The organism is Enterococcus faecalis, from assembly GCF_029024925.1.
GTDB classification, from domain to species: Bacteria; Bacillota; Bacilli; order Lactobacillales; family Enterococcaceae; genus Enterococcus; species Enterococcus faecalis.
In genome coordinates, this window is sequence record NZ_CP118962.1 from 1,192,650 (window position 1) to 1,217,701 (window position 25,052).

The following is a 25,052-nucleotide window of genomic DNA, read 5'->3' on the forward strand; positions in this document are numbered from 1 at the left end:
AAAGGGTATACAAATGCAATCGTTTGCGCTAAAATGTGTTCGAGTATTAGAAAATACACGAAAAGCGACAATTAAAGGAGAGAATTAAATGAACACTGCTGCAATCTACCATCGTCCAGAAAGTGAATTTGCTTATCTTTATACAGAAGAAACCATGCATATTCGTTTGCGTACGGCAAAAGGCGACATTGCCTCTGTCCAATTAGTGCAAGGAGATCCTTATCTTTTAGGGAAAGAAAAGTGGTACCAACAGTCGTTAACAATGAAGAAGTTAGTATCTACGGAGTTATATGATTACTGGTTTATTGCATTAAGTGCAAAATTTAAACGCCTTTCATATGCTTTTACTTTAGTAGGGACGGATGGCTTGACGGCGTTTTATGGCGAACACGGCATTTATCCTTTAGAAGAAAAGTATTTAGCGATGGCGAATAATTATTTTCGGATGCCGTATTTTCATGAAATCGATCGTTTTAAAGCACCTGAATGGGTAAAAGAAACGGTTTGGTATCAAATATTTCCAGAGCGTTTTGCAAATGGTGATCCCGCGAATGATCCTGAAGGGACGTTGCCGTGGGGATCTAAAAGACCAGATCGACAAGATTTTTTTGGTGGGGATTTGCAAGGGGTGCTAGATCATCTTGATTACATTGAAGATTTAGGTGTTAACGGCTTATATTTTTGCCCAATTTTTGAAGCGTTTTCTAATCACAAATATGATACGATTGATTATTTAAAAATTGACCCAGCTTTTGGTGATGGCGCTACCTTTAAGCGTTTAGTCGAAGAGTGTCATCGACGGGGCATTAAGATTATGTTGGACGCCGTTTTTAATCATATGGGGGACACTTCGCCTCAATGGCAAGATGTGTTAAAAAATGGCCAGGACTCAATTTATGCCGATTGGTTCCACGTAAATGAGTTTCCAGCTAGCTATGAAGAAAGTGCTGATTTTGAAGAAGCAAGCAACATTACCTATGATACTTTTGCATTCACTCCGCATATGCCTAAATTAAATACAGCAAATCCAGAAGTGCAAGCCTATCTTTTAGAAATTGCTCGTTATTGGATTGAGGAATATGATATTGACGCCTGGCGTTTAGATGTGGCAAACGAAGTGGATCATGCGTTCTGGAAAAAATTCCGGCAAACATGTGATGACGCAAAAGAAGATTTTTATATTTTAGGAGAAATTTGGCACTCGTCGCAAAGCTGGCTCCAAGGAGACGAATTTCATGCAGTGATGAATTATGCATACACAGATGCGATTATGGGCTACTTTGTCAAGCAAGAACTGTCCTTGGAAAAGATGCTTTCTGAAATGAACAACCAGTTAATGCTCTATCGACAACAAACGAATCAAATGCAGTTTAATGTTTTAGATTCCCACGATACACCACGCTTATTGCATGAAACGAAAGAGGATAAAGAGCTGATGCGCCAAGTATTAGCGTTTACGTATATTCAACCAGGCGTCCCTTGTCTTTACTATGGTGATGAAATTGGTATGACAGGTGATATGGATCCTGATTGTCGTCGTTGTATGGTTTGGGAGGAAAATCAGCAAGATTTGGATTTGAAGGAATTTGTAAAATCATTGATTGCCCTTCGCAAAAAGTATGCGGCTGTTTTTTCTGGTGGAACAATCGATTGGACAGGCACTTCTTTTGAAACGGGGTTGATTAGACTCGCTTGTCGTTTGGAGGAACAAACGATCTATGGGATTTTTAATACTGGCCAAGAGACACAATTTGTCGATAGAACTGATCGAGAAGTTTTGCTAAGTTCTTTTATCGAAATTGCTTCAGAACAGATAATGGTTTTACCAAAAGGTTTTCTTTTATATCAAGCATAATAATTAAGCAAAGGAATGTGAAGAAGAATGGAAAAACATTGGTGGCAAGAAGTCGTGGTTTATCAGATTTATCCTCGCAGTTTTAAGGATAGCAGTGGAGATGGCATTGGAGATTTACCAGGAATTATTGAAAAATTGGATTATTTGGAAACGTTAGGCATTGGGGCTATTTGGTTATCACCAGTTTATCAATCACCCAATGATGACAATGGTTATGACATTTCTGATTATGAAGCGATTATGACAGAGTTTGGGACGATGGCGGATATGGATCGTCTAATTGAGGAAGCGAAAAAGCGAAAGATTGAAATTATTATGGATTTAGTGGTTAACCATACGTCAGATGAACATCGTTGGTTTATTGAAGCGAAAAAAAGCAAGGAGAATCCCTACCGAGACTATTATGTATGGGCTGATCCTGCTTCAGATGGCGGTGTGCCTAACCGATTGAAATCTGCCTTTTCGGGTTCGGCGTGGACGTTTGATGAAGCGAGTGGGCAATACTATTTGCATTTGTTTAGTAAAAAACAACCAGATTTAAATTGGGAAAACCAACAAATGCGTCAGTCGGTTTACGAGATGATGAATTTTTGGATTGATAAAGGAATTGGCGGTTTCCGTTTAGATGTAATTGACTTAGTGGGTAAAATTCCAGGAGAAGAGATCACCGCGAATGGACCTCATTTACATCGTTATTTACAAGAAATGAACGCCGCGACATTTGGAGGCAAAGAGCTGTTAACTGTGGGTGAAACATGGGGGGCCACACCTGAAATTGCAAAAATGTACTCTAGTCCAGAGCGTCATGAATTATCTATGATTTTTCAGTTTGAACATATGAGCTTGGATCAACAACCAGGTAAAGAAAAATGGGACCTTCAGCCAATGGAAGTTGCCAAGTTGAAACAGGTTTTTGCAAAATGGCAAACAGAATTAGGAAATGATGGCTGGAATTCTTTATTTTGGAATAACCATGATTTACCGAGAATGATTTCACGTTGGGGAAATGATCAGGAACATTGGTTGGAAAGTAGTAAGTTATTCGCTATTTTACTGCACATGATGAAAGGCACACCTTATATTTATCAAGGGGAAGAAATTGGTATGACCAATACGCCGATTACAGATATTCGTGAAGCGCGGGACATCGAAACGATTAACATGTACCATGAGTATCTAGAAAAAGGATATTCTAAAGAAGAAATTTTGCTGAAAATTAATACTAAAGGTCGTGATAATGCACGCCGGCCTATGCAGTGGACCGCTGAAAAAAATGCGGGCTTTACGACTGGTACACCTTGGATTGATGTTAATCCCAATTATCAAACGATTAACGTCGCTGCTGCTTTGGCAGATAAAAATTCACTATTCTATACGTACCAAGAAATGATTCGTTTGAGAAAAGAACATCCTTTAATTGTTTGGGGCGACTTTGAATTGCTGGAAACAGTGGACGAAGTGATCAGTTTTTATCGTACCTATGGTGAGGAACGCTGGCTTGTTGTAACAAACTTTTCTGACAAAGTTCAGCCATTTTCTGCAGACGTTCATGTAGAACAAGTAATGATTGAAAATATGCCGACAGATGTCACTGCTTTAGCAGACTATTCGTTAGCGCCTTGGCAAGCATTTGTTGTGAAAGTGAGTCAATAAGATGGAACAATGGTGGAAAAATGCTGTCGGTTATCAAATTTATCCTCGGAGTTTTAAAGATAGCAACGGGGATGGCATTGGTGATTTGCAGGGAATTATTGAGAAATTACCGTATTTAAAAGAACTAGGGGTCGATTTTTTATGGTTAAATCCGATTTACACTTCGCCAAACGTTGACAATGGTTATGATATTGCGGATTATCAAGGGATTCAGCCAGAATTTGGTACGATGGAAGATTTTCAAGAACTTTTGGACCAAGCGCATCAATTAGGTTTGAAGATTATTCTTGATTTAGTGGTCAATCATACAAGTGATCAACATCCGTGGTTTGTTGAAGCGAAAAAAAGTTTAGATAATCCGTATCGTGAGTATTATTTATGGGCCGATGCGACACCAGATCGTATGCCGAATGAATGGCAAAGCTTTTTTGGTGGCTCGACTTGGACGTATGACGCGGGTACAAAGCAAGCATATTTTCATGTGTTTGCAAAAGAGCAACCTGATTTGAACTGGAAAAATCCTAAAGTTCGTGAAGAGATTTATGCGATGATTCGCTGGTGGTTAGATTTGGGAATTGATGGTTTCCGATTGGATGCGATTAGTCATATCCAAAAAGAACTTTGGGATTTTAAAATTACCACGAATCCGTGGGCTCCATTTATGAATGTAAAAGGCATTGAAGACTATATGCTAGATTTGAAAGCTATTTTTGCTGAGTATGACATCATGACAGTGGGGGAAGCTAGTGGCGTTTCAAGTAAAAAAGCGGTGGAATGGACCAATGATGCGGGCTATCTGAATATGATTTTTGAATTAGAGCACAATGTTCGAGAAGGAAAGCCAGGAGAAGAACGGTTAAATATTTTAGGCTATAAAAAAGTAATGGCTCGCTGGCAAAAGCATTTAGGGACAGAAGGCTGGAATGCATTATATGTAGAAAATCATGATAATCCCAGAATCAATTCAATTTTAGGCAATGAAACCTCTCATTCTGCTAAGGCGATTGGAACAATCGCCTTGCTCTTGCGAGGAACACCGTTTATTTATCAAGGACAGGAAATCGGCATGGTTAATTATCCGTTTCAACAGATTGACGAGTTAGATGCTAAAGATTCTCATAACCATTATCGTTTGCTTATAGAAAGTGGCTACGATGCGAAACAAGCATTAAAAGAAGTGGCGCATTGGACGCGGGACCATTCGCGTACGCCTATGCAGTGGACGAGTCAAGAGGCAAGTTCATTCACCTCGGGGCATCCGTGGTTAGCAATTCATCCCAATTTCAAAGAAATAAATGTGGCTGACCAAGAAACGGATGCGCAATCCGTGTTGAATTATTATAAAAAGTTAATTGCGTTGCGGAAAGACAATCCGGTCTTTACAGATGGACAGTTTGAACTATTAGCGCCCAATCATCCGTCTGTTTTTGCTTTTTTAAGAAAAACAACTGAGGCAACAGCGTTAGTGATTGTCAATTTAAGTGGAGAAAAGTGCCAATTTGACTTGTCGAATAAATTACTAGGCAGAAAGTGGCAACAATTATTAGGGAATCAAGATTTTACGGTGAAGAAACGGATGCAGTTAGCACCTTATCAGGCAGGCGTATTCCAATAACTGATTTGTTCTATAACGAGTGCAAGAGGCTTACTTTTAAGTGGGGCTCTTGCACTCGTTTTTAGGAACTTCAACAACCGAGAGACTTCATAAATAATTGAATTTTTACAGAAATGCGTTATACTTACTTTGGGTAAGTTATTTAATTTTTATGAAAGTAGGGGGAAATGATGCCGAAAACACGTGTAGAAGCATTTACAGATGCAGTCATTGCGATTATTTTAACGTTATTAATTTTAGAATTAAAAATTCCTGAAAAAGCAGATTGGTCTGCTCTGACTCAATCTGGACACAAAATCATTATTTATTTAATTAGTTTTGTTACTTTATTGATTTATTGGAACAATCATCATCATTTATTTCAAAGTGTCCGTAAAATTGATGGACGTGTCCTTTGGATGAATAATTTTCTAATTTTGACGTTGACGTTTTTCCCGTTTGTTACTGGCTGGGTAGGTGAACATCCATTTTCTTGGCCGCCACAAGCTTTGTATGGCTTATTAGTATTAGGAGCTGATGTTGCTTATTATCTAGTGGTGCGGGCATTGATTCAGGCAAATGGGCCCAAATCCGAAGTACAACGTTTGTTCGGCCACTATCCAAAATTAACGCTTTCGATTGTGTTGAATATTATTGCGTTGATTGTAGGCAAACTAGTAGCGCCAATCGCTGTCCTGATTATTGATACGATTGTTTTAGTCATGTGGTTTATTCCTGAGCGAAAAGCAGAAATAAAGGGGATTTTAAAGTAGTTATTTTTTATTTATAACAAAAAAATCATAAATCTTTTGACAAGAATGTCAAACTCCTCTATTATAAGAAGTGGATAAAAACTGAATAATTGTTAGGTGAGGCTCCTATTTGGACAAATGCTGCTGCCGCGAAAGGATCGAGAGACCCTTAGTTGGTTGAACAGGAATAATCGTGAAGGTTATTCATAATGTAGCTGATACATGTTATCTACGCCCTATAGTGCTAAAGCTCAACGATAGAGAATCTTATTTAAAGATGGTATTTTGGGACGTACTCTATTGTTGAGTAGGTCCTTTTTTGTGTGTTTGGCAAAAAAGCAATTATTCACTGGAAGTATAAATAAGAAAAAGAAAGGATGACTGTCATGGAAGACCCTGGAAGTGAACAGAGAAACAAAATACAGTCACCAACGAAAGGAGAAGATTTTAGCGCTCTTTTCGGCAGGTGACCACAACCTTGGAGGAAAATAAAATGATGAACAAAAAAACAATGGATATGAGAAAAGCCACCAAAGATCAAGAATTACGTAAATTGGCGTTGCTTTCTGAACGGGAATTAATGATGGAATTACGGACATCTGAAAAAGGACTCTCGAATGAAGATGCCGAAAAAAGATTAGAGGAATTTGGACCAAACGAAGTTTCTGCACAAAAGCCAACCCCAGCAATTATTTTATTTTTAAGTGCATTCAAAGATCCGTTTGTCTATGTCTTAGCCTTATTGATGGTCGTTTCAACTTTAACGAAAGATTTCGAAGCCGCTATCGTGATGGGCGTGATGATTTTAGCCAGTGTCTTGATTGCTTTTATACAAGAGTATCGTTCTCAAAAAGCGAGTTTGGATTTAAAAGAATTAATTGAAAATACCGCTGCAGTGACACGGGAAGGGATTACGAAAGAAATTCCAATGGACGAAATTGTTCCAGGAGACATTGTAACTTTAGCTACAGGAGACATGATTCCTGCAGATGCCGTGTTGATTTGGACCAAAGATTTATTCGTTAATCAATCGTCGCTAACAGGCGAATCCATGCCTGTCGAAAAATTTGTGGATGCAGGTGTGGATCGTCAACAAACAGAGGTTTCTGCATTAGATATGCAAGACCTAGTGTTTATGGGTACAGATGTCTTGAGTGGACAAGGAAAAGCGATTATTTTAAAAACTGGGCAACATACATTTTTTGGTGATATTGCTAAAAATGCTACAACACAACGAGGAAAAACTAGTTTTGACTTAGGCTTAGCAAAAGTCAGTAAGTTTTTATTACGAATGGTAATGATTTTGTTTCCAATCGTTTTCTTGATTAATGGTTTAACTAAAGGTGCTTGGGGCGAAGCGTTTTTCTTCGCGATTGCCGTTGCAGTTGGTTTGACACCAGAAATGTTGCCAATGATTGTTACGAGTAACTTAGCCAAGGGTGCATTATCCTTATCGAAACATAAAGTCATTGTTAAAGAATTAGCGGCTATCCAAAATTTGGGTGGTATGGATGTGCTCTGTACAGATAAGACTGGAACGATTACCGAAGATCGTGTAGTTTTGGTTCAACATTTGAATCCATTAGGTGATTTGAGTGACGAGGTTCTAAATTTAGCCTACTTAAATTCTTCTTATCAAACAGGTTGGAAAAATTTAATGGATATTGCCGTTATTAATTTTTATGAAGAGCATCAATGGAAAACGCCGTTTAAAAATGTCACTAAAATTGATGAAATTCCTTTTGATTTTTCCAGACGCCGCTTAACGGTTGTCGTAAATGCAGATGATCATCAATTGATGATTACGAAAGGCGCCGTGGAAGAAATGGAAGAAGTGTGTACGCATGCGCAAATTAATGGCGAAATTGTACCATTAAGCACTGCTGTACGAGAAGAACTACGCCGAGTGAATGTTCAAATGAACAAACAAGGGATGCGTGTGTTAGCGGTAGCTGTAAAAAAAGATGTCCATAAAGAAGCAGTTTATTCAGTTGAAGATGAAAAAGAGATGACATTGATTGGGTTTATGGGTTTTCTTGATCCAGCAAAAGAGTCAGCCGTCAGCGCTATTCGCTCCTTACATGAACATGGTGTCAACGTGAAAGTGCTAACGGGCGATAATGACATTGTCGCCAAAAAAGTCTGTAAAGATGTAGGCATTGAAGTTTCCCATGTGTTATTAGGTTCTCAAATTGAAGCAATGACAGATGAAGAGTTGCGGGCGCAAGTAGAAGAAACTAATTTATTTGCCAAATTAAATCCGATGCAAAAATCTAAAATTATTGAATTGCTACAAGCAAAAGGTCATACGGTTGGTTTTATGGGGGATGGCATTAATGATGCACCGGCATTACGAAAAGCTGATGTGGGCATTTCAGTAGATACTGCAGCTGATATTACTAAAGATGCTAGCTCGATTATTTTACTGGAAAAAAGTTTAAATGTACTGGAATCTGGTGTGATTGAAGGACGAAAAGTATTTAGCAATATGATGAAATATATTAAAATTACCATCAGTTCCAATTTTGGGAATGTCTTTTCAATTTTAGTAGCCAGTGCCTTTTTACCATTTCTACCAATGCTTTCCTTACAACTCTTGATTCAAAATTTGATTTATGATGTGGCTCAGTTGACAATTCCTTGGGATAATGTCGATGAAGAAGAGTTATTAAGCCCTGTTCGGTGGGAAACGAACGGACTAGCGAAATTTACAGTATGTATTGGCCCGGTAAGTAGTATTTTCGATATTCTAACGTATCTTGTCATGTGGTTTGTGTTTAGCGCCAATAGTTTGGCAACTCAACATTTATTCCAAACAGGTTGGTTTATGGTGGGACTTGTTAGTCAAACGTTAGTTGTTCATATGGTCCGGACGCGGAAAATACCATTCATTCAAAGTCGTGCGTCAATGCCTGTGATGTTAAGTAGTTTAGGCGCAATTTTACTCGGTTTCCTAATTGTAGCAACGCCTATAAGAGAGGTTTTTGACTTTGTGAAACTTCCGGCTAACTACTGGCCATGGTTCTTTGGAATCATCATTGCGTACATGTTAACTGTTGAAGTAGCTAAACGTTTATATATTAAAATTACTAAGGAATGGATTTAGTAAAATCTACTGAAAGAGAAAAGAAATTGCTAAGCTGTATTACTCGTTTTGCGAAAATTTGGTGATTTTAAGCAATGAATGTTCGTGATAAAACCTAAGGCAAAGTATTTGGCAAAAAAACGAGCCAAAAAAAATAAAAATTAACGAAAAAAACTTTGTTCTCTAAAAAATAAAAAACCGCATGCTGAGTAGGTTACTCGGCTGACGGTTTTTATTTTTTGGTTTTTTCAAGATAATTTTCATGAAAACGCAAAGTTCGGAAATCAGATTACTAGCCAGCTCGGGGATGAGGGGGCTCGAATTAATAGAACTGTTATATAATATTTTCAAAATAGAATATAACAGTTAGGAGAAAAATAGTACAGAAGAAGTGTGGAACAGAAACCGTTTTCTTGTTTGTGAAAATTATCACTAAACCGCAAAAACATGCGGTTTTGCTCTTTTGTGAAAAAATGAAGAAATTAGAGTTTTTTTCTTGCGCTTTTTCGAATTTAGTGATAATTTGTTAAGTGTAGTCGATAAAAAGTAATACAGTTTCGCACTCTGTTTTACTTTTATCGAAATTAAAGAAACGTAATAGAGAGGATTGTGTGACAAAATGGCAAAGGCTAAGAAACAAAAACCTATTGACTTTAAAGAGCTAATGGCTAAAGTCGACGCTGATTTCCCAACTTTCCAAATCTTGGATCAAGATGGAAAAATTGTGAATGAAGATTTAGTACCTGATTTATCGGATGAGGAATTAGTTGAATTAATGACACGCATGGTTTGGTCTCGTGTGTTAGACCAACGTTCTACTGCATTAAACCGTCAAGGACGCTTAGGATTCTTCGCGCCAACAGCTGGACAAGAAGCAAGCCAATTGGCAAGTCAATTTGCAATGGAAAAAGAAGACTACTTACTACCAGGTTACCGTGATGTACCTCAATTAGTACAACATGGTTTACCATTAAGAGAAGCTTTCTTATGGTCTCGTGGTCACGTAGCAGGGAACTACTACGCGGAAGATTTAAATGCATTACCACCACAAATTATCATTGGTGCTCAATACATCCAAGCAGCTGGTGTTGCTTTAGGATTGAAAAAACGTGGAAAAGAAAATGTTGTCTTCACTTATACTGGTGACGGCGGTTCTTCACAAGGGGACTTCTATGAAGCAATTAACTTTGCTGGTGCTTACCAAGCAAACGGTGTCTTCATTATCCAAAACAATGGTTTTGCGATTTCTACACCTCGTGAAAAACAAACAGCGGCTAAAACTTTAGCTCAAAAAGCTGTTGCAGCAGGAATTCCTGGTATTCAAGTTGATGGTATGGATCCGTTAGCAGTTTACGCAATTGCAAAAGAAGCACGTGATTGGTCAGCTGCAGGAAATGGTCCAGTTTTAATTGAAACATTAACCTATCGTTATGGTCCACATACTTTATCTGGAGACGATCCAACACGTTACCGTTCAAAAGAAATGGATGACGAATGGGTACAAAAAGATCCATTGACTCGTTTCCGTAAATATCTAACAGATAAAGGCTTATGGTCTGAAGCAAAAGAAGAAGAAATTATTGAAAAAACAAAAGAAGAAATCAAAGTAGCGATTGCAGAAGCGGATAAAGCGCCAAAACAAAAAGTTTCTGATTTCTTGAAAAATATGTTTGAAGTTCAACCTCAAACAATTAAAGAACAAATTGCATTTTATGAAGCGAAGGAGTCGAAATAAAAATGGCACAAAAAACTATGATCCAAGCAATTACAGATGCCTTAGCTCTTGAATTAGAGAAAGACGAAAATGTCTTAATCTTCGGTGAAGACGTTGGTAACAACGGTGGGGTTTTCCGTGCAACTGAAGGTTTACAAGAAAAATTTGGTGAAGACCGCGTCTTCGATACACCTTTAGCTGAATCTGGTATCGGTGGATTGGCTTTCGGTCTTGCCTTGCAAGGTTACCGTCCAGTTCCTGAAATCCAATTCTTTGGTTTCGTTTTTGAAGTATTTGACGAAATCGTTGGTCAAATGGCTCGTACGCGTTACCGTATGGGGGGAACTCGTAATATGCCAATTACTGTTCGTGCCCCATTTGGTGGTGGTGTTCATACACCAGAACTTCACTCAGATAACTTAGAAGGATTAATCGCACAATCACCAGGTGTTCGTGTTGTTATTCCATCAAACCCTTACGATGCAAAAGGACTATTAATTTCATCTATTCGTAGCAACGATCCAGTTGTTTACTTAGAGCACATGAAATTATACCGTTCATTCCGTGAGGAAGTGCCAGACGAAGCTTATGAAGTGCCTTTAGATAAAGCGGCTGTAACTCGTGAAGGAACAGACGTATCAATCATCACTTACGGTGCTATGGTTCGTGAAGCGATTAAAGCAGCTGATAGCTTAGCGAAAGACAATATTTCAGCAGAAATCATTGACTTACGTACAGTGGCTCCTTTAGATGTGGAAACAATTATTAACTCTGTTGAAAAAACTGGCCGTGTGGTTGTCGTTCAAGAAGCACAAAAACAAGCTGGCGTTGGCGCTATGGTTGTTTCTGAAATTTCTGAACGTGCCGTATTATCATTAGAAGCACCAATCGGACGTGTATCTGCTCCAGATACAATCTTCCCATTCGGACAAGCAGAAAATATCTGGTTACCAAATGCGAAAGATATCGAAGCAAAAGCTAGAGAAATCGTCGAATTTTAATAGTTATTCGAAGTAGATAAACGAAGAATTAAACAGGTGGAATACGGCTATAGGCATGAAATGTTCAGCTACTATAGTCGTTTCCCCGCGTTTTACTCCTAAGAAAATAGACAGATCCAACGAAGAAGGGAAGACTTAAAAAATGGCTTATCAGTTTAAATTACCGGATATCGGTGAAGGGATTGCCGAAGGCGAAATCGTTAAATGGTTTGTAAAACCTGGCGATACAATCAACGAAGACGATACGTTATTAGAAGTACAAAATGACAAATCAGTGGAAGAAATTCCATCACCAGTAACAGGTACTGTAAAAAATATCGTTGTACCAGAAGGAACAGTTGCAAACGTTGGTGACGTGTTAATCGAAATCGACGCACCTGGTCACGAAGATAACGATGCAGCACCAGCAGCTCCTGCACAAGAACAAACACCAGCACAACCTGCTGCTGTACCAACAACCGAAGCAGCTGGCGGATTTTTCCAATTCAAATTACCAGACATCGGTGAAGGAATTGCCGAAGGCGAAATCGTTAAATGGTTCGTTAAAGCGGGCGACACAATTAATGAAGATGATTCATTATTAGAAGTACAAAATGACAAATCAGTAGAAGAAATTCCATCACCAGTAACAGGTACTGTAAAAAATATCGTTGTACCAGAAGGAACAGTTGCCAATGTGGGTGACGTGTTAGTTGAAATTGACGCACCTGGTCATAATTCAGCAGCACCGGCAGCCGCAGCACCAGCTACTGACGCTCCTAAAGCGGAAGCATCAGCTCCAGCCGCTTCAACAGGCGTAGTTGCAGCCGCTGATCCAAACAAACGCGTTTTAGCAATGCCATCTGTTCGTCAGTATGCGCGTGAAAAAGACGTTGATATTACACAAGTAACTGCAACTGGTAAAGGTGGCCGTGTCATTAAAGCGGATATTGATGCCTTTGTTTCTGGTGGCTCTCAAGCAGCACCAGCTACTGAAGCTGCCGCAACAGAAGCAGCACCTAAAGCGGAAGCAGCTGCACCTAAAGCAGCGCCAAAAGCCTTTACTTCTGATTTAGGCGAAATGGAAACACGTGAAAAAATGACACCAACACGTAAAGCAATTGCTAAAGCAATGGTTAACAGCAAACACACTGCTCCTCACGTAACATTACATGATGAAGTAGAAGTTTCTAAATTATGGGATCACCGTAAGAAATTTAAAGATGTTGCTGCTGCAAATGGTACAAAATTAACATTCTTACCATACGTTGTAAAAGCATTGACTTCAACTGTTCAAAAATTCCCAATCTTGAATGCATCAATCGATGACGCAGCACAAGAAATTGTTTACAAAAATTACTTTAACATTGGTATCGCTACTGATACAGATCATGGCTTATATGTACCAAATGTTAAAAATGCTAATACGAAGAGCATGTTTGCTATCGCTGATGAAATCAACGAAAAAGCAGCATTGGCTATCGAAGGCAAATTAACTGCACAAGATATGCGTGATGGTACAATCACAATTAGTAACATTGGTTCAGTCGGTGGCGGCTGGTTTACACCAGTAATCAACTACCCTGAAGTTGCTATTTTAGGCGTTGGTACAATTGCACAAGAACCAGTTGTTAATGCAGACGGCGAAATCGTTGTGGGACGCATGATGAAATTATCATTAAGCTTTGACCACCGTATCGTTGACGGCGCAACTGCTCAAAAAGCAATGAACAACATTAAACGCTTATTAGCTGATCCAGAATTACTATTAATGGAAGGATGATTAACAAATGGTAGTAGGAGATTTCGCCATTGAACTAGATACAGTCGTAATCGGAGCTGGTCCTGGAGGATACGTTGCCGCAATTCGTGCCGCAGAAATGGGTCAAAAAGTTGCGATTATCGAACGTGAATACATCGGAGGCGTTTGTTTAAACGTTGGATGTATTCCTTCAAAAGCTTTAATTGCTGCTGGACATCATTACCAAGAAGCACAAGATTCTTCAACTTTTGGTGTAACAGCTAAAGGAGTCAAATTAGACTTTGCAAAAACACAAGACTGGAAAGATAACACAGTTGTTAAATCATTAACAAGCGGCGTTGGCATGTTATTGAAAAAACACAAAGTAGAAATTATTGAAGGCGAAGCATTTTTCGTTGACGAAAATACATTGCGTGTTATTCACCCAGACTCAGCACAAACTTACTCATTCAATAATGCTATTGTAGCAACAGGTTCTCGTCCAATTGAAATCCCAGGATTCAAATTTGGCGGACGCGTGTTAGATTCTACAGGCGGTTTAAACTTAAAAGAAGTTCCTAAAAAATTCGTTATTATCGGTGGCGGTGTCATCGGTGCTGAATTAGGTGGCGCTTATGCTAACTTAGGTTCAGAAGTAACAATTTTAGAAGGTAGCCCATCAATTTTACCAACTTATGAAAAAGATATGGTTAAAGTTGTCACAGACGACTTCAAGAAGAAAAACGTAACAATCGTGACTTCTGCAATGGCTAAAGAAGCTGTTGACAATGGCGATAGCGTCACTGTTAAATATGAAGTTAACGGAAAAGAAGAAAGTGTTGAAGCAGATTACGTAATGGTCACTGTTGGACGTCGTCCAAACACAGACGACTTAGGCTTAGAACAAGCGGGCGTTGAAATTGGCGAACGTGGTTTAATCCCAGTTGACAACCAAGGACGTACTAACGTGAAAAACATCTTCGCAATCGGCGACATCGTACCAGGTGCTGCGTTAGCGCATAAAGCAAGCTACGAAGCAAAAATTGCTGCTGAAGCAATTTCTGGTAAGAAAGTTGCAGTTGATTACAAAGCAATGCCAGCTGTTGCCTTTACTGATCCAGAATTGGCAAGCGTTGGTATGACTGTTGCAGAAGCAAAAGAAGCGGGAATCGAAGCAAAAGGCTATAAATTCCCATTTGCTGGTAACGGCCGTGCAATCTCTTTAGATAAAACTGAAGGATTCATGCGTTTAGTTACAACTGTAGAAGACAATGTCATCATCGGTGCACAAATTGCCGGTGTCGGTGCAAGTGACATGATTTCTGAATTAGCTTTAGCTATTGAATCTGGCATGAATGCAGAAGACATTGCTTTAACAATCCACCCACACCCATCATTGGGCGAAATCACTATGGATACAGCTGAATTGGCTTTAGGTTTACCAATTCATATTTAATAGTATCACTTTGTCGCACGACAGATATAATGCGCCTTTTGCACTTGTTGCATTAGCCACAGCAAGAGCAAAAGGTGTAAAAAAACAACGACTTCTAGGAGTCGTTGTTTTTTTTATGCTCTGTTCTTTCTTTTACGGTATTTAAGGGGTGTTTCACCCGTTTCTTGTTTAAAGATCCGGACAAAATAGCTATCTTCAACAAACCCTAAATCTTCACTGATTTGGGCAATTGTTTTATCTGTCTCCAAAAGAAGCTGTTTAGCCCATGTGATTTTTAATTGTCGATAAAATTGACTAAAGGGAATACCAAACTCCTCTTTTAATAAACGACTTAAATACGTCGGTGTCAAATGAACAAGGTCTGCCAGTTCTTGTAAATTTAAACGCAGCGATTTGTTTTCCCAAAGGGCATCTAAAACCGGTTGTAATTGCTTATTTTTAGTTTGATAGGCACTTGAAGGAGTTAATTGAGCAGTTAATAAAGTTTGTTGAATATCTTTTTGGATCATATTCAATGGCTCCAGCTCTTCTTTTCGCGAACTAATCTGTAAGGACTGTTTGTACGTATTGATTAAATAATCTTTTTTGATGGCTTCAGAAATAATATATTGGCTTAGATCAGCGATTAATGTCGCGCTCTTTTCTAAGTCTGCTAGTTCTAAAACAGGGTATTGTTGATACAGCTCTTGGTGTGTTACTAAAAATTCTTGAATGAAGGCATCATTCATGGTTAAAACCTGTTCTAACTCTTCTTGGTGATCTTCGAGCAAAACTTCACCAGCCATAATGGCTCCTACATACTGGTCATCAACAATAATGGGGATGGCCATATCAACGATGTTAAAGTGACAACGGTAGGTAAAAGGCTGACCAGTGCGAACAGCTTCCAAGCCACCACGAGCATCACATTTTTCACAAAGTTTTGAGAGCTCAGGGGAGTGACGTACCAGTTGGCAAAAGGGTTGAACTTGACTATGTTTCGTCACAGGACGACCTTTATAATCGACTAAAATAATAGCTAAACGAGTGCTTAAGGCCAATGATTCTTGCAATTTTTCCCACTTTTCTAAATCTAAAATATTTTTTAATTCTACAGTCATAAGGCAATCCTTCAATCTAAAGTTTAAAAATCATAATATTTTATTATTTCACAAAATAATTCTATCATTTTTTGCAAGAAAACGATACCAAAAGTTCAATGCTTTTTGAATGAAAGCGTTTTATACTATGTATGTAAACAAAATATAGGAGGCTATCAACATGAGAAAAGCATTGATTTTACCAACGAAATATGTTCAAGGGGAAGATGAATTACTAAACTTAGGTTACTTCGTTTCAACTTTTGGAAAAAAAGCGTTACTAATTGCAAATCCTGCTGACGTTGATCGTGTACGTCCACAATTGGAAGAAACAGCGAAAAAGTTTGACATTACCTTCGTAGAGGGTGGCTTTAGTGGAGAAGTAACGCGTGAAGAAACAAAGCGCTTGCAAAACGTTGGACAAAAAGAACAAGCAGACTGTATCATTGGTTTAGGTGGCGGTAAAGCAATCGATGCTTCAAAAGTCGTAGCAGAAGGTGAAAACTTAATTATTGTACCAACGATTGCGGCTCAAGATGCACCAACTTCGCATTCAGCTGTACTATATCATGAAGATGGCTCATTTGATGATTATGCTTACTTTAAACAAAGTCCAAGCGTCGTTATGGTTGATACAAAAGTGGTTGCCAAAGCGCCAACTAGATTTTTAGTTGCTGGAATGGGGGATGCCTTATCCACATATTTTGAAGCACGCGCAACACACAATTCATATTCTCGGGTTAATGCTAGTTTGCCAATGGGTTCAAGAGAAGGCTTAACGCCTGCTGCTAGCGGCACATATGCAGCTTTGGCCATGGCAAAACTTTGCTGGGAAAACCTCCAGGAAGATGGGTTAAAAGCGAAATTAGCTTGTGATGCAAATGTGGTTACTGAATCATTGAATAAGATTATCGAAACAAATATCTTACTTTCAGGCTTAGGTTTTGAAAGTGGCGGTTTAGCTGCAGCGCATGCGATTCATAACGGTATGACAGTCTTACCTGGTGCGCACAGTTATTTACATGGTGAAAAAGTAGCCTTTGCAACGATTGCACAACTTGTATTAGAAGATGCAGCAAAAGACGAATTAGAAGCTGTTTTAGACTTTAGCGCTTCTGTAGGTTTACCATTAACGCTTTCAGACATTGGTGTCGATGAAATCACTTATGAAGAAGCATTGGAAGTAGCCAAAATTGCTTGCATTCCAGAAGAATCAATTCATTCAATGCCATTCCCAATTGTCGTTGAAGAAGTAGCGAATGCAATCATTGTTGCAGATAAAGTCGGACAAGAATATAAAACAAGACATAAATTAGATTAAGGAAGTGTCCACATGAAAGCAGATATTTTACTCGTTTCACATAGCAAAATGATTACAGATGGTATTAAAGAGATGATTGAACAGATGAACGCCAGTGAAGAAATTACAATTCATTCACTTGGTGGTACATCAGATGGTTCATTAGGTTCAGATCCAATGAAAATCATTGACACGATTAACGAAGCGGACTCTGACCGAGAATTTTTAATTTTTGCCGATTTAGGCAGTGCCGTTTTAAGTTCAGAATTAGCTTTTGATATGCTAGAAGAAGACCAACAGAAACATTATCATTTAGTCGATGCACCATTGGTTGAAGGTGCCTTTGCGGCAGCAATTACTGCAGGTGTCTCAGATGATTTGACGCAAATTTTAGCAGAAGCTCAAAATGCTGGTAAGAAAGGGTGGAACTAAATGAAAAAAATTATTAATGAACCTGGTAAAATTGTCGAAGAAATGCTCCAAGGAATTGTGAAAAGCTATGGAAACCTTGTTCATCAAGTCGAAGATTCTCGCGTGATTGCTCGCAACGACTCAAACAAACAAGTTGGGTTAGTATCTGGTGGCGGAAGTGGTCATGAGCCTGCACATGCTGGGTTTGTTGGTGATGGAATGTTAAATGCCGCAGTTTTAGGTGATGTCTTTACTTCACCAACACCAGATCAAATTTTAACAGGGATCCAAGCGGCAGACCAAGGGGCCGGTGTTCTGTTAATCGTAAAAAATTATACAGGCGATATTTTGAACTTTGAAATGGCCAAAGATATGGCTGATATGGAAGACATTCATGTAGAAATGGTCGTTGTCGATGACGATATTGCTGTCGAAGATAGCACCTATACCGCTGGAAAACGCGGCGTTGCCGGGACTGTTCTTGTCCATAAAATTTTAGGATACCATGCCCGCCAAGGTGCTTCTTTAGAAGAGCTAGTTTCTTTAGGAGAAAAGATTGTAGCAGCCACGAAAACAATTGGAGTGGCTTTAAAAGCAGCCACTGTGCCTGAAGTTGGCAAACCAGGTTTTACTTTACCAGAAGATGAAATTGAATTTGGCGTAGGGATTCACGGAGAACCAGGCTATCGTCGTGAAAAAATCCAACCATCGAAAGAGTTAGCGAAAGAATTAGTTGAAAAAACATTAAGTAGCTATGAGCAACAACCACAAACAGTGGGGGTACTTGTCAATGGCATGGGCGGCACGCCATTAATGGAACAATTTGTATTTATGAACGACGTGCTAACATTATTAGAAGATAAAGGTGTTCAAGTGACCTTCCATAAAGTGGGTAACTATATGACGTCTATTGACATGCAAGGATTATCTTTAACGATGATTGACTTGGCGACAAAAGACTGGCAAACAGCGCTAGAAAGCAATGTAACAACAATTTCTTGGTAAGGGTGATAAAAGATGGAATTAACAGTAAAAGACATTCAAACATGGTTAGACAATTATTCAAAAGTTATTGAAGAAAAAAAAGACTATTTAAGTGAATTAGACACGCCGATTGGTGATGGGGATCACGGTAACAACATGGCTCGTGGTATGGCTGAATACAAAATTGCGTTTGACAAAAAAGTACCAACAACAATCACGGAGACATTTAAAGTCCTATCCATGGCTTTGATTTCAAAAGTTGGCGGAGCTTCTGGTCCTTTATATGGTACTGCGTTTATGAATATGACTAAAGCGACAAAAGATTTGGAAACCATCAGTTCGCCAGAGCAATTAAAAGAAATTGTTCAGCAAGGTCTAGCTGGGATTCAGATGCGTGGCAAAGCTGAACCAGGAGATAAAACGATGGTTGATGTCTGGGCACCTGTTGCTGAAGTAATTGGAACGGAACAATTTAATGAAGAAAAAATTGAACAATTTGCTGAAGCAACAAAAGATTGGGTGGCGAAAAAAGGACGTGCCTCTTATTTAGGGGAACGAGCAATTGGTCATATTGATCCAGGAGCAGCATCTAGTGCATTATTATTTGAAGAACTAGTCAAAGTAATCAATCAATAACAGTGAGAAAAAAGTTTAGCAAGTGCCTCTCTTGAAGCGCTTGCTAAGCTTTTTTATAAATAATGGTTTCTTTTGTTCATCTATGGGATAATTTAAGTAACAAAAAATAACAAAGATAGACAAATGGGGGATTTAAAAATGAAAAAGCATGTGATTGTGGGATGTTTATTAATCGTTAGCTCAATGTTTGTAAGTGCTTGTGGAAATTCATCAGACGTGACCACAGAAAAAACCAGTGTCACAAAACAAGTCGAAGCTACGGGACAAAGCACATCCTCTTCCGTAGACCAAACCAAGTATGATGCCATTATTACAGAAGCTAAAAAGTTAACGGCAGAGGGGCAATATAAAGAATCAGAAGAAAAATTAGCTACGATCCCTGTTAGCGATTTAGGGAAACCTCATTATTCGATCGTTAAAGAAACGGTTGAGAAACTAAATAATCAAAATAATGAAGGCTTAAAAAGACAAGAAGAAGTCGCGGTTGAAAAGCAAACGAAGTCGAGTCCGGCACCAACGGGATCACTTAAACCAATTCCAGATGAATTTGCTAAATGGGCAACCACGTATCTTTTTTATTATCCACGAGGAGATCAAAAGCAAGCGGGTTTAATCATTGAAGCGAATGGAGCGGTCACGCAGACGAATACGAATGGCGAAATTTACACAGGAAAAGCCGAAATAAGTGGAGCTTCGGGCACTATTTTAAGTTATGATACGACTAGTTATCGCCCGACGACCCAACCAGCTACAAAATCGATTACTCCAAATGTTAAAATCACTGTTACTTGGAACAATGGCGGCGGTGTTGATGTTTATTATGGCTACGTTTCTTATTCACAACGTTTAGCTTTGACAGATGGTATCGCCGTGACAGACGGGGTCAAAGAAGTTTGGCTTTCATAAAAAGAGCTAGACATTCAAGTTTTTGCTTGAATGTCTAGCTCTTTTGTTGATTGAATCGGGGGATTTAAATACTTAGTTTCGATAAGAACGAACGGTATTATTAATAGCAGAAATACTATATTTTAATTCATCTTCTAACGTTTGATCAATGTCTGTGTCTAAAGTTTCTGCAAACATGGCTTCATATTCAGCGATAGAAAGTTCTGTCCGATTATCCAGGAGTGCTAAATGAGTTTCTTTTTGTAAATGATTTTGATAACCAGCTACTAATTCACCAGTGAAAAATTCAGCGACAGCACCAGAACCATAACTGAATAACCCAATTTGATTGCCTGCGGTTAAAGTCGTTGCATTTTCTAAAAGGGAAATGAGTCCCAGATAAAGTGAACCCGTATACAAGTTTCCTACGCGACGACTATAGACGATGCTTTCTTCATAACGGGCTAAAATTCGTTCCTGTTCTGCTTCAGTTTGGTCGGAGATTTTTGCTAATAAGGCTTTTTTGCCCATTTTTGTGTAAGGAATATGGAACGCTAAAGCATCATAATCTGCAAAATCAAGACCGGTTCTTTTTTTATGTTCATCCCAGACTTGGGCAAAAGATTGGATGTAGGTTTCGTTTGACAAAGGACCATCGACCATAGGATACGGATGGCCTGTTGGACGCCAAAAGTCATAGATATCTTGCGTCAGCATCACATTATCCTCTTTTAAAGCCAAGATGCGCGGTTCACTAGCAACTAACATTGCAACCGCCCCAGCTCCTTGTGTAGGCTCACCGCCAGAATTTAATCCATATTTTGCAATATCTGCTGCTACAACCAAGACTTTTTTATCTGGATGTAAGGCTACGTGATTCTTAGCTAACTGTAAGCCTGCTGTTGCTCCGTAACAAGCTTCCTTGATTTCGAAAGAGCGAGCGAAAGGTTGAATCCCCATTAAACGATGTAAGACAACTGCGGCCGCTTTTGACTCATCGATACTGGACTCAGTCCCGACAATCACCATATCAATGGCCTCTTTATCTTCTTTGGTCAAGATCGCTTCTGCGGCATTGGCTGCAAATGTCACAATATCTTGGCTGATTGGGTTCACCGCCATTTGGTCTTGCCCAATACCAATATGAAATTTTCCAGGGTCTACATTTCTGGCTTCAGCCAGTGCCGTCATATCAATATAATAAGGGGGCACAAAAAAACTAATTTTATCAATCCCAATTGTCATTTCTTTAACTCCTTTACGATAAATAGATTCATTATATAAAATAGCACGAAATGAACCAAAATGGGGAATTTTTGTATTAACTTCATAGATTATTAAAAAATATCTTATAAGTCTGTTAACATTCAGTAATTGGCACTTGTGATTCTGGGATTTTATGATATATTTCAAGATGGAGGTGCATTTAGTTGAAAACAGTAGTTATTATTGATGCATTACGAACACCAATTGGAAAATATAAAGGCAGCTTAAGTCAAGTAAGTGCCGTAGACTTAGGAACACATGTTACAACACAACTTTTAAAAAGACATTCCACTATTTCTGAAGAAATTGATCAAGTAATCTTTGGAAATGTTTTACAAGCTGGAAATGGCCAAAATCCCGCACGACAAATAGCAATAAACAGCGGTTTGTCTCATGAAATTCCCGCAATGACGGTTAATGAGGTCTGCGGATCAGGAATGAAGGCCGTTATTTTGGCGAAACAATTGATTCAATTAGGAGAAGCGGAAGTTTTAATTGCTGGCGGGATTGAGAATATGTCCCAAGCACCTAAATTACAACGATTTAATTACGAAACAGAAAGCTACGATGCGCCTTTTTCTAGTATGATGTACGATGGGTTAACGGATGCCTTTAGTGGTCAAGCAATGGGCTTAACTGCTGAAAATGTGGCCGAAAAGTATCATGTAACTAGAGAAGAGCAAGATCAATTTTCTGTACATTCACAATTAAAAGCAGCTCAAGCACAAGCAGAAGGGATATTCGCTGACGAAATAGCCCCATTAGAAGTGTCAGGAACGCTTGTGGAGAAAGATGAAGGGATTCGCCCTAATTCGAGCGTTGAGAAGCTAGGAACGCTTAAAACAGTTTTTAAAGAAGACGGTACTGTAACAGCAGGGAATGCATCAACCATTAATGATGGGGCTTCTGCTTTGATTATTGCTTCACAAGAATATGCCGAAGCACACGGTCTTCCTTATTTAGCTATTATTCGAGACAGTGTGGAAGTCGGTATTGATCCAGCCTATATGGGAATTTCGCCGATTAAAGCCATTCAAAAACTGTTAGCGCGCAATCAACTTACTACGGAAGAAATTGATCTGTATGAAATCAACGAAGCATTTGCAGCAACTTCAATCGTGGTCCAAAGAGAACTGGCTTTACCAGAGGAAAAGGTCAACATTTATGGTGGCGGTATTTCATTAGGTCATGCGATTGGTGCCACAGGTGCTCGTTTATTAACGAGTTTAAGTTATCAATTAAATCAAAAAGAAAAGAAATATGGAGTGGCTTCTTTATGTATTGGCGGTGGCTTAGGACTCGCTATGCTACTAGAGAGACCTCAGCAAAAAAAAAACAGCCGATTTTATCAAATGAGTCCTGAGGAACGCCTGGCTTCTCTTCTTAATGAAGGCCAGATTTCTGCTGATACAAAAAAAGAATTTGAAAATACGGCTTTATCTTCGCAGATTGCCAATCATATGATTGAAAATCAAATCAGTGAAACAGAAGTGCCGATGGGCGTTGGCTTACATTTAACAGTGGACGAAACTGATTATTTGGTACCAATGGCGACAGAAGAGCCCTCAGTGATTGCGGCTTTGAGTAATGGTGCAAAAATAGCACAAGGATTTAAAACAGTGAATCAACAACGCTTAATGCGTGGACAAATCGTTTTTTACGATGTTGCAGATCCCGAGTCATTGATTGATAAACTACAAGTAAGAGAAGCGGAAATTTTTCAACAAGCAGAGTTAAGTTATCCATCTATCGTAAAACGGGGCGGCGGCTTAAGAGATTTGCAGTATCGTGCTTTTGATGAATCATTTATATCTGTCGACTTTTTAGTAGATGTTAAGGATGCAATGGGGGCAAATATCGTTAACGCTATGTTGGAAGGTGTGGTCGAGTTGTTCCGTGAATGGTTTGCGGAGCAAAAAATTTTATTCAGTATTTTAAGTAATTATGCCACGGAGTCGGTTGTTACGATGAAAACGGCTATTCCAGTTTCACGTTTAAGTAAGGGGAGCAATGGCCGGGAAATTGCTGAAAAAATTGTTTTAGCTTCACGCTATGCTTCATTAGATCCTTATCGGGCAGTCACGCATAACAAAGGAATCATGAATGGCATTGAAGCTGTAGTTTTAGCTACAGGAAATGATACACGCGCTGTTAGCGCTTCTTGTCATGCTTTTGCGGTGAAGGAAGGTCGCTACCAAGGCTTGACTAGTTGGACGCTGGATGGCGAACAACTAATTGGTGAAATTTCAGTTCCGCTTGCTTTAGCCACGGTTGGCGGTGCCACAAAAGTCTTACCTAAATCTCAAGCAGCCGCTGATTTGTTAGCAGTGACGGATGCAAAAGAACTAAGTCGAGTAGTAGCGGCTGTTGGTTTGGCACAAAATTTAGCGGCGTTACGGGCCTTAGTCTCTGAAGGAATTCAAAAAGGACACATGGCTCTACAAGCACGTTCTTTAGCGATGACGGTCGGAGCTACTGGTAAAGAAGTTGAGGCAGTCGCTCAACAATTAAAACGTCAAAAAACGATGAACCAAGACCGAGCCTTGGCTATTTTAAATGATTTAAGAAAACAATAAAAAAATAGTTCAGCAGAAATTATTCTGCTGAACTATTTTTTTTCACATTAGGTAGCCGTTTCAGGCCACGAATTGGTTTTACTTTTAAGACATCTAAGAAGAAAGTGAACACAGGGATTCCTACAATAAGTCCCCATACACCAAAGAGACGCTCACTAACTAATAAAATGACAAACGTATAAAAGATTGGTAACTCTGTTTTACTAGACATGAATTTAGGATTTAGCACGTAAGATTCAAATAAATGGACGATTGTAATTAAAGCTAAGATATAAATCACATCGTTCAAGCCACCTTGGGAATAAGCGATGAAACTTAGCGGAATGCAGGAAATAATCACACCAGCAACTGGGACTAAGCTCAAAATGAAGATCATAATAGCTAAACTAGGTAACTGAGTAAAGCCGATTATCGCCAAGGCCAAGGTAGTAATGACTGTATTCACCACAGCAATGAAAAACTGAGCTTCCATTACGACACCAAATGTGTTGACGAACTTGTTGGCAAAATAATAGATATCCTGAAAAAACCAATCAAAATCACTTTTTAAAAATAACTTAGAAAAATCGGCCATTTGCTTCTTCTCAATCATAAAGAAGAAACTTAAAATAAAGGACATGACAAATGATAAACCGACAGCGCCAATATCTTGAATGTAGCGTAAAATCATTGAAGCACCATTCTGGAGTTGAGAGAGTAAGTTAGATTTTTCCAAGTATTGATCAATAAATTGCAATACTTGATTTGTATCTGTATGTGGACTTTGATAAAAATCAACTACAGAATTAATCATTTGAGTCGTTTGGTTAACTAGAACGGGAACATATTTAGTAATCGCTAAATAGATTAGAAAAACAACCAATGCATAGGTTAAGAGAACGATGACAATCGTCGGGATTTTCATATAGCGTTGAACAAAATGAACCAAACGAACAGCTAAATAGGTAAAGATAAATGTTAAAAGAATTGTTGTAATCATGCTTCTGGATAAATAAAGCACAAAAATAATCAAAGCAAGGACGCAAAAACGTCGCAAACGTTCATTTTGAATAAATTTTTGATACAAACTCATAGGGGAAACTCCT

The 25,052-nt window shown here is 38.8% G+C and carries 18 protein-coding genes and 1 riboswitch; of the genes, 15 read left to right on the forward strand and 3 right to left on the reverse strand.

Annotated features, from left to right (window positions below; translation table 11 throughout):
• Positions 1-88 precede the first annotated feature (88 nt).
• The 9 genes from PYW42_RS05920 (at position 89) to lpdA (ending at position 14,830) form a co-directional block, all read left to right on the forward strand.
• Entirely contained in the window at positions 89-1,855 is a 1,767-nt protein-coding gene (locus PYW42_RS05920; protein ID WP_002389026.1) for a glycoside hydrolase family 13 protein, read from the forward strand.
• Positions 1,856-1,882: 27 nt separating this feature from the next.
• Positions 1,883-3,508 carry a glycoside hydrolase family 13 protein gene (locus PYW42_RS05925; protein ID WP_002389254.1) on the forward strand — a complete coding sequence of 542 codons (1,626 nt, stop codon included), beginning with the start codon at positions 1,883-1,885 and terminating at the stop codon, positions 3,506-3,508.
• 1 nt (position 3,509) lies between these two features.
• Complete coding sequence (locus PYW42_RS05930) at positions 3,510-5,123, forward strand: glycoside hydrolase family 13 protein (RefSeq protein ID WP_002389169.1); 1,614 nt, start codon at positions 3,510-3,512, stop codon at positions 5,121-5,123.
• A gap of 170 nt (positions 5,124-5,293) precedes the next feature.
• A complete protein-coding gene (locus PYW42_RS05935) occupies positions 5,294-5,875 on the forward strand; it encodes a TMEM175 family protein (RefSeq protein WP_002389019.1) in 582 nt (193 codons plus the stop codon).
• Between the two features lie 81 nt (positions 5,876-5,956).
• Positions 5,957-6,124: riboswitch (M-box (ykoK) riboswitch) on the forward strand.
• 223 nt (positions 6,125-6,347) lie between these two features.
• Positions 6,348-8,960: a magnesium-translocating P-type ATPase gene (gene mgtA / locus PYW42_RS05940; protein ID WP_002388982.1), complete on the forward strand. Its 2,613-nt coding sequence runs from the start codon at positions 6,348-6,350 to the stop codon at positions 8,958-8,960.
• 598 nt (positions 8,961-9,558) lie between these two features.
• Entirely contained in the window at positions 9,559-10,674 is a 1,116-nt protein-coding gene (gene pdhA, locus PYW42_RS05945; RefSeq protein ID WP_002357768.1) for a pyruvate dehydrogenase (acetyl-transferring) E1 component subunit alpha, read from the forward strand.
• Positions 10,675-10,676: 2 nt separating this feature from the next.
• Positions 10,677-11,654: an alpha-ketoacid dehydrogenase subunit beta gene (locus tag PYW42_RS05950; protein ID WP_002357767.1), complete on the forward strand. Its 978-nt coding sequence runs from the start codon at positions 10,677-10,679 to the stop codon at positions 11,652-11,654.
• A gap of 142 nt (positions 11,655-11,796) precedes the next feature.
• Positions 11,797-13,416 (forward strand): dihydrolipoyllysine-residue acetyltransferase, encoded by a 1,620-nt coding sequence (locus PYW42_RS05955; RefSeq protein ID WP_002357766.1) that lies wholly within the window; start codon positions 11,797-11,799, stop codon positions 13,414-13,416.
• A gap of 7 nt (positions 13,417-13,423) precedes the next feature.
• The gene (lpdA, locus tag PYW42_RS05960; RefSeq protein WP_010816110.1) at positions 13,424-14,830 is read left to right on the forward strand and encodes a dihydrolipoyl dehydrogenase; all 1,407 of its coding nucleotides are present in this window, start codon (positions 13,424-13,426) and stop codon (positions 14,828-14,830) included.
• Positions 14,831-14,943: 113 nt separating this feature from the next.
• Here the strand turns inward: lpdA and PYW42_RS05965 are convergent, their stop codons facing one another.
• Positions 14,944-15,930 (reverse strand): PocR ligand-binding domain-containing protein, encoded by a 987-nt coding sequence (locus tag PYW42_RS05965; RefSeq protein WP_002389077.1) that lies wholly within the window; start codon positions 15,928-15,930, stop codon positions 14,944-14,946.
• Positions 15,931-16,090: 160 nt separating this feature from the next.
• On the opposite strand from PYW42_RS05965, the gene PYW42_RS05970 reads away from it, so the two are divergent.
• From PYW42_RS05970 to PYW42_RS05990, 5 genes are all read left to right on the forward strand, one after another.
• Entirely contained in the window at positions 16,091-17,230 is a 1,140-nt protein-coding gene (locus PYW42_RS05970) for a glycerol dehydrogenase (protein WP_002363858.1), read from the forward strand.
• A 12-nt stretch (positions 17,231-17,242) separates the two neighbouring features.
• A complete protein-coding gene (dhaM, locus tag PYW42_RS05975; RefSeq protein WP_002357762.1) occupies positions 17,243-17,641 on the forward strand; it encodes a dihydroxyacetone kinase phosphoryl donor subunit DhaM in 399 nt (132 codons plus the stop codon).
• Complete coding sequence (dhaK, locus tag PYW42_RS05980; protein ID WP_010816111.1) at positions 17,642-18,625, forward strand: dihydroxyacetone kinase subunit DhaK; 984 nt, start codon at positions 17,642-17,644, stop codon at positions 18,623-18,625.
• Between the two features lie 12 nt (positions 18,626-18,637).
• Complete coding sequence (dhaL, locus tag PYW42_RS05985; protein ID WP_002360441.1) at positions 18,638-19,240, forward strand: dihydroxyacetone kinase subunit DhaL; 603 nt, start codon at positions 18,638-18,640, stop codon at positions 19,238-19,240.
• Positions 19,241-19,363: 123 nt separating this feature from the next.
• The gene (locus PYW42_RS05990) at positions 19,364-20,146 is read left to right on the forward strand and encodes a peptidylprolyl isomerase PrsA family protein (protein ID WP_002389139.1); all 783 of its coding nucleotides are present in this window, start codon (positions 19,364-19,366) and stop codon (positions 20,144-20,146) included.
• A 72-nt stretch (positions 20,147-20,218) separates the two neighbouring features.
• Here the strand turns inward: PYW42_RS05990 and PYW42_RS05995 are convergent, their stop codons facing one another.
• Entirely contained in the window at positions 20,219-21,370 is a 1,152-nt protein-coding gene (locus tag PYW42_RS05995; protein ID WP_002361740.1) for a hydroxymethylglutaryl-CoA synthase, read from the reverse strand.
• Positions 21,371-21,555: 185 nt separating this feature from the next.
• On the opposite strand from PYW42_RS05995, the gene PYW42_RS06000 reads away from it, so the two are divergent.
• The gene (locus PYW42_RS06000; protein WP_002389149.1) at positions 21,556-23,967 is read left to right on the forward strand and encodes a hydroxymethylglutaryl-CoA reductase, degradative; all 2,412 of its coding nucleotides are present in this window, start codon (positions 21,556-21,558) and stop codon (positions 23,965-23,967) included.
• Positions 23,968-23,986: 19 nt separating this feature from the next.
• On the opposite strand, the gene PYW42_RS06005 is transcribed toward PYW42_RS06000, so the two are convergent.
• Complete coding sequence (locus PYW42_RS06005) at positions 23,987-25,039, reverse strand: AI-2E family transporter (protein ID WP_002357754.1); 1,053 nt, start codon at positions 25,037-25,039, stop codon at positions 23,987-23,989.
• Between the last annotated feature and the right edge of the window lie 13 nt (positions 25,040-25,052).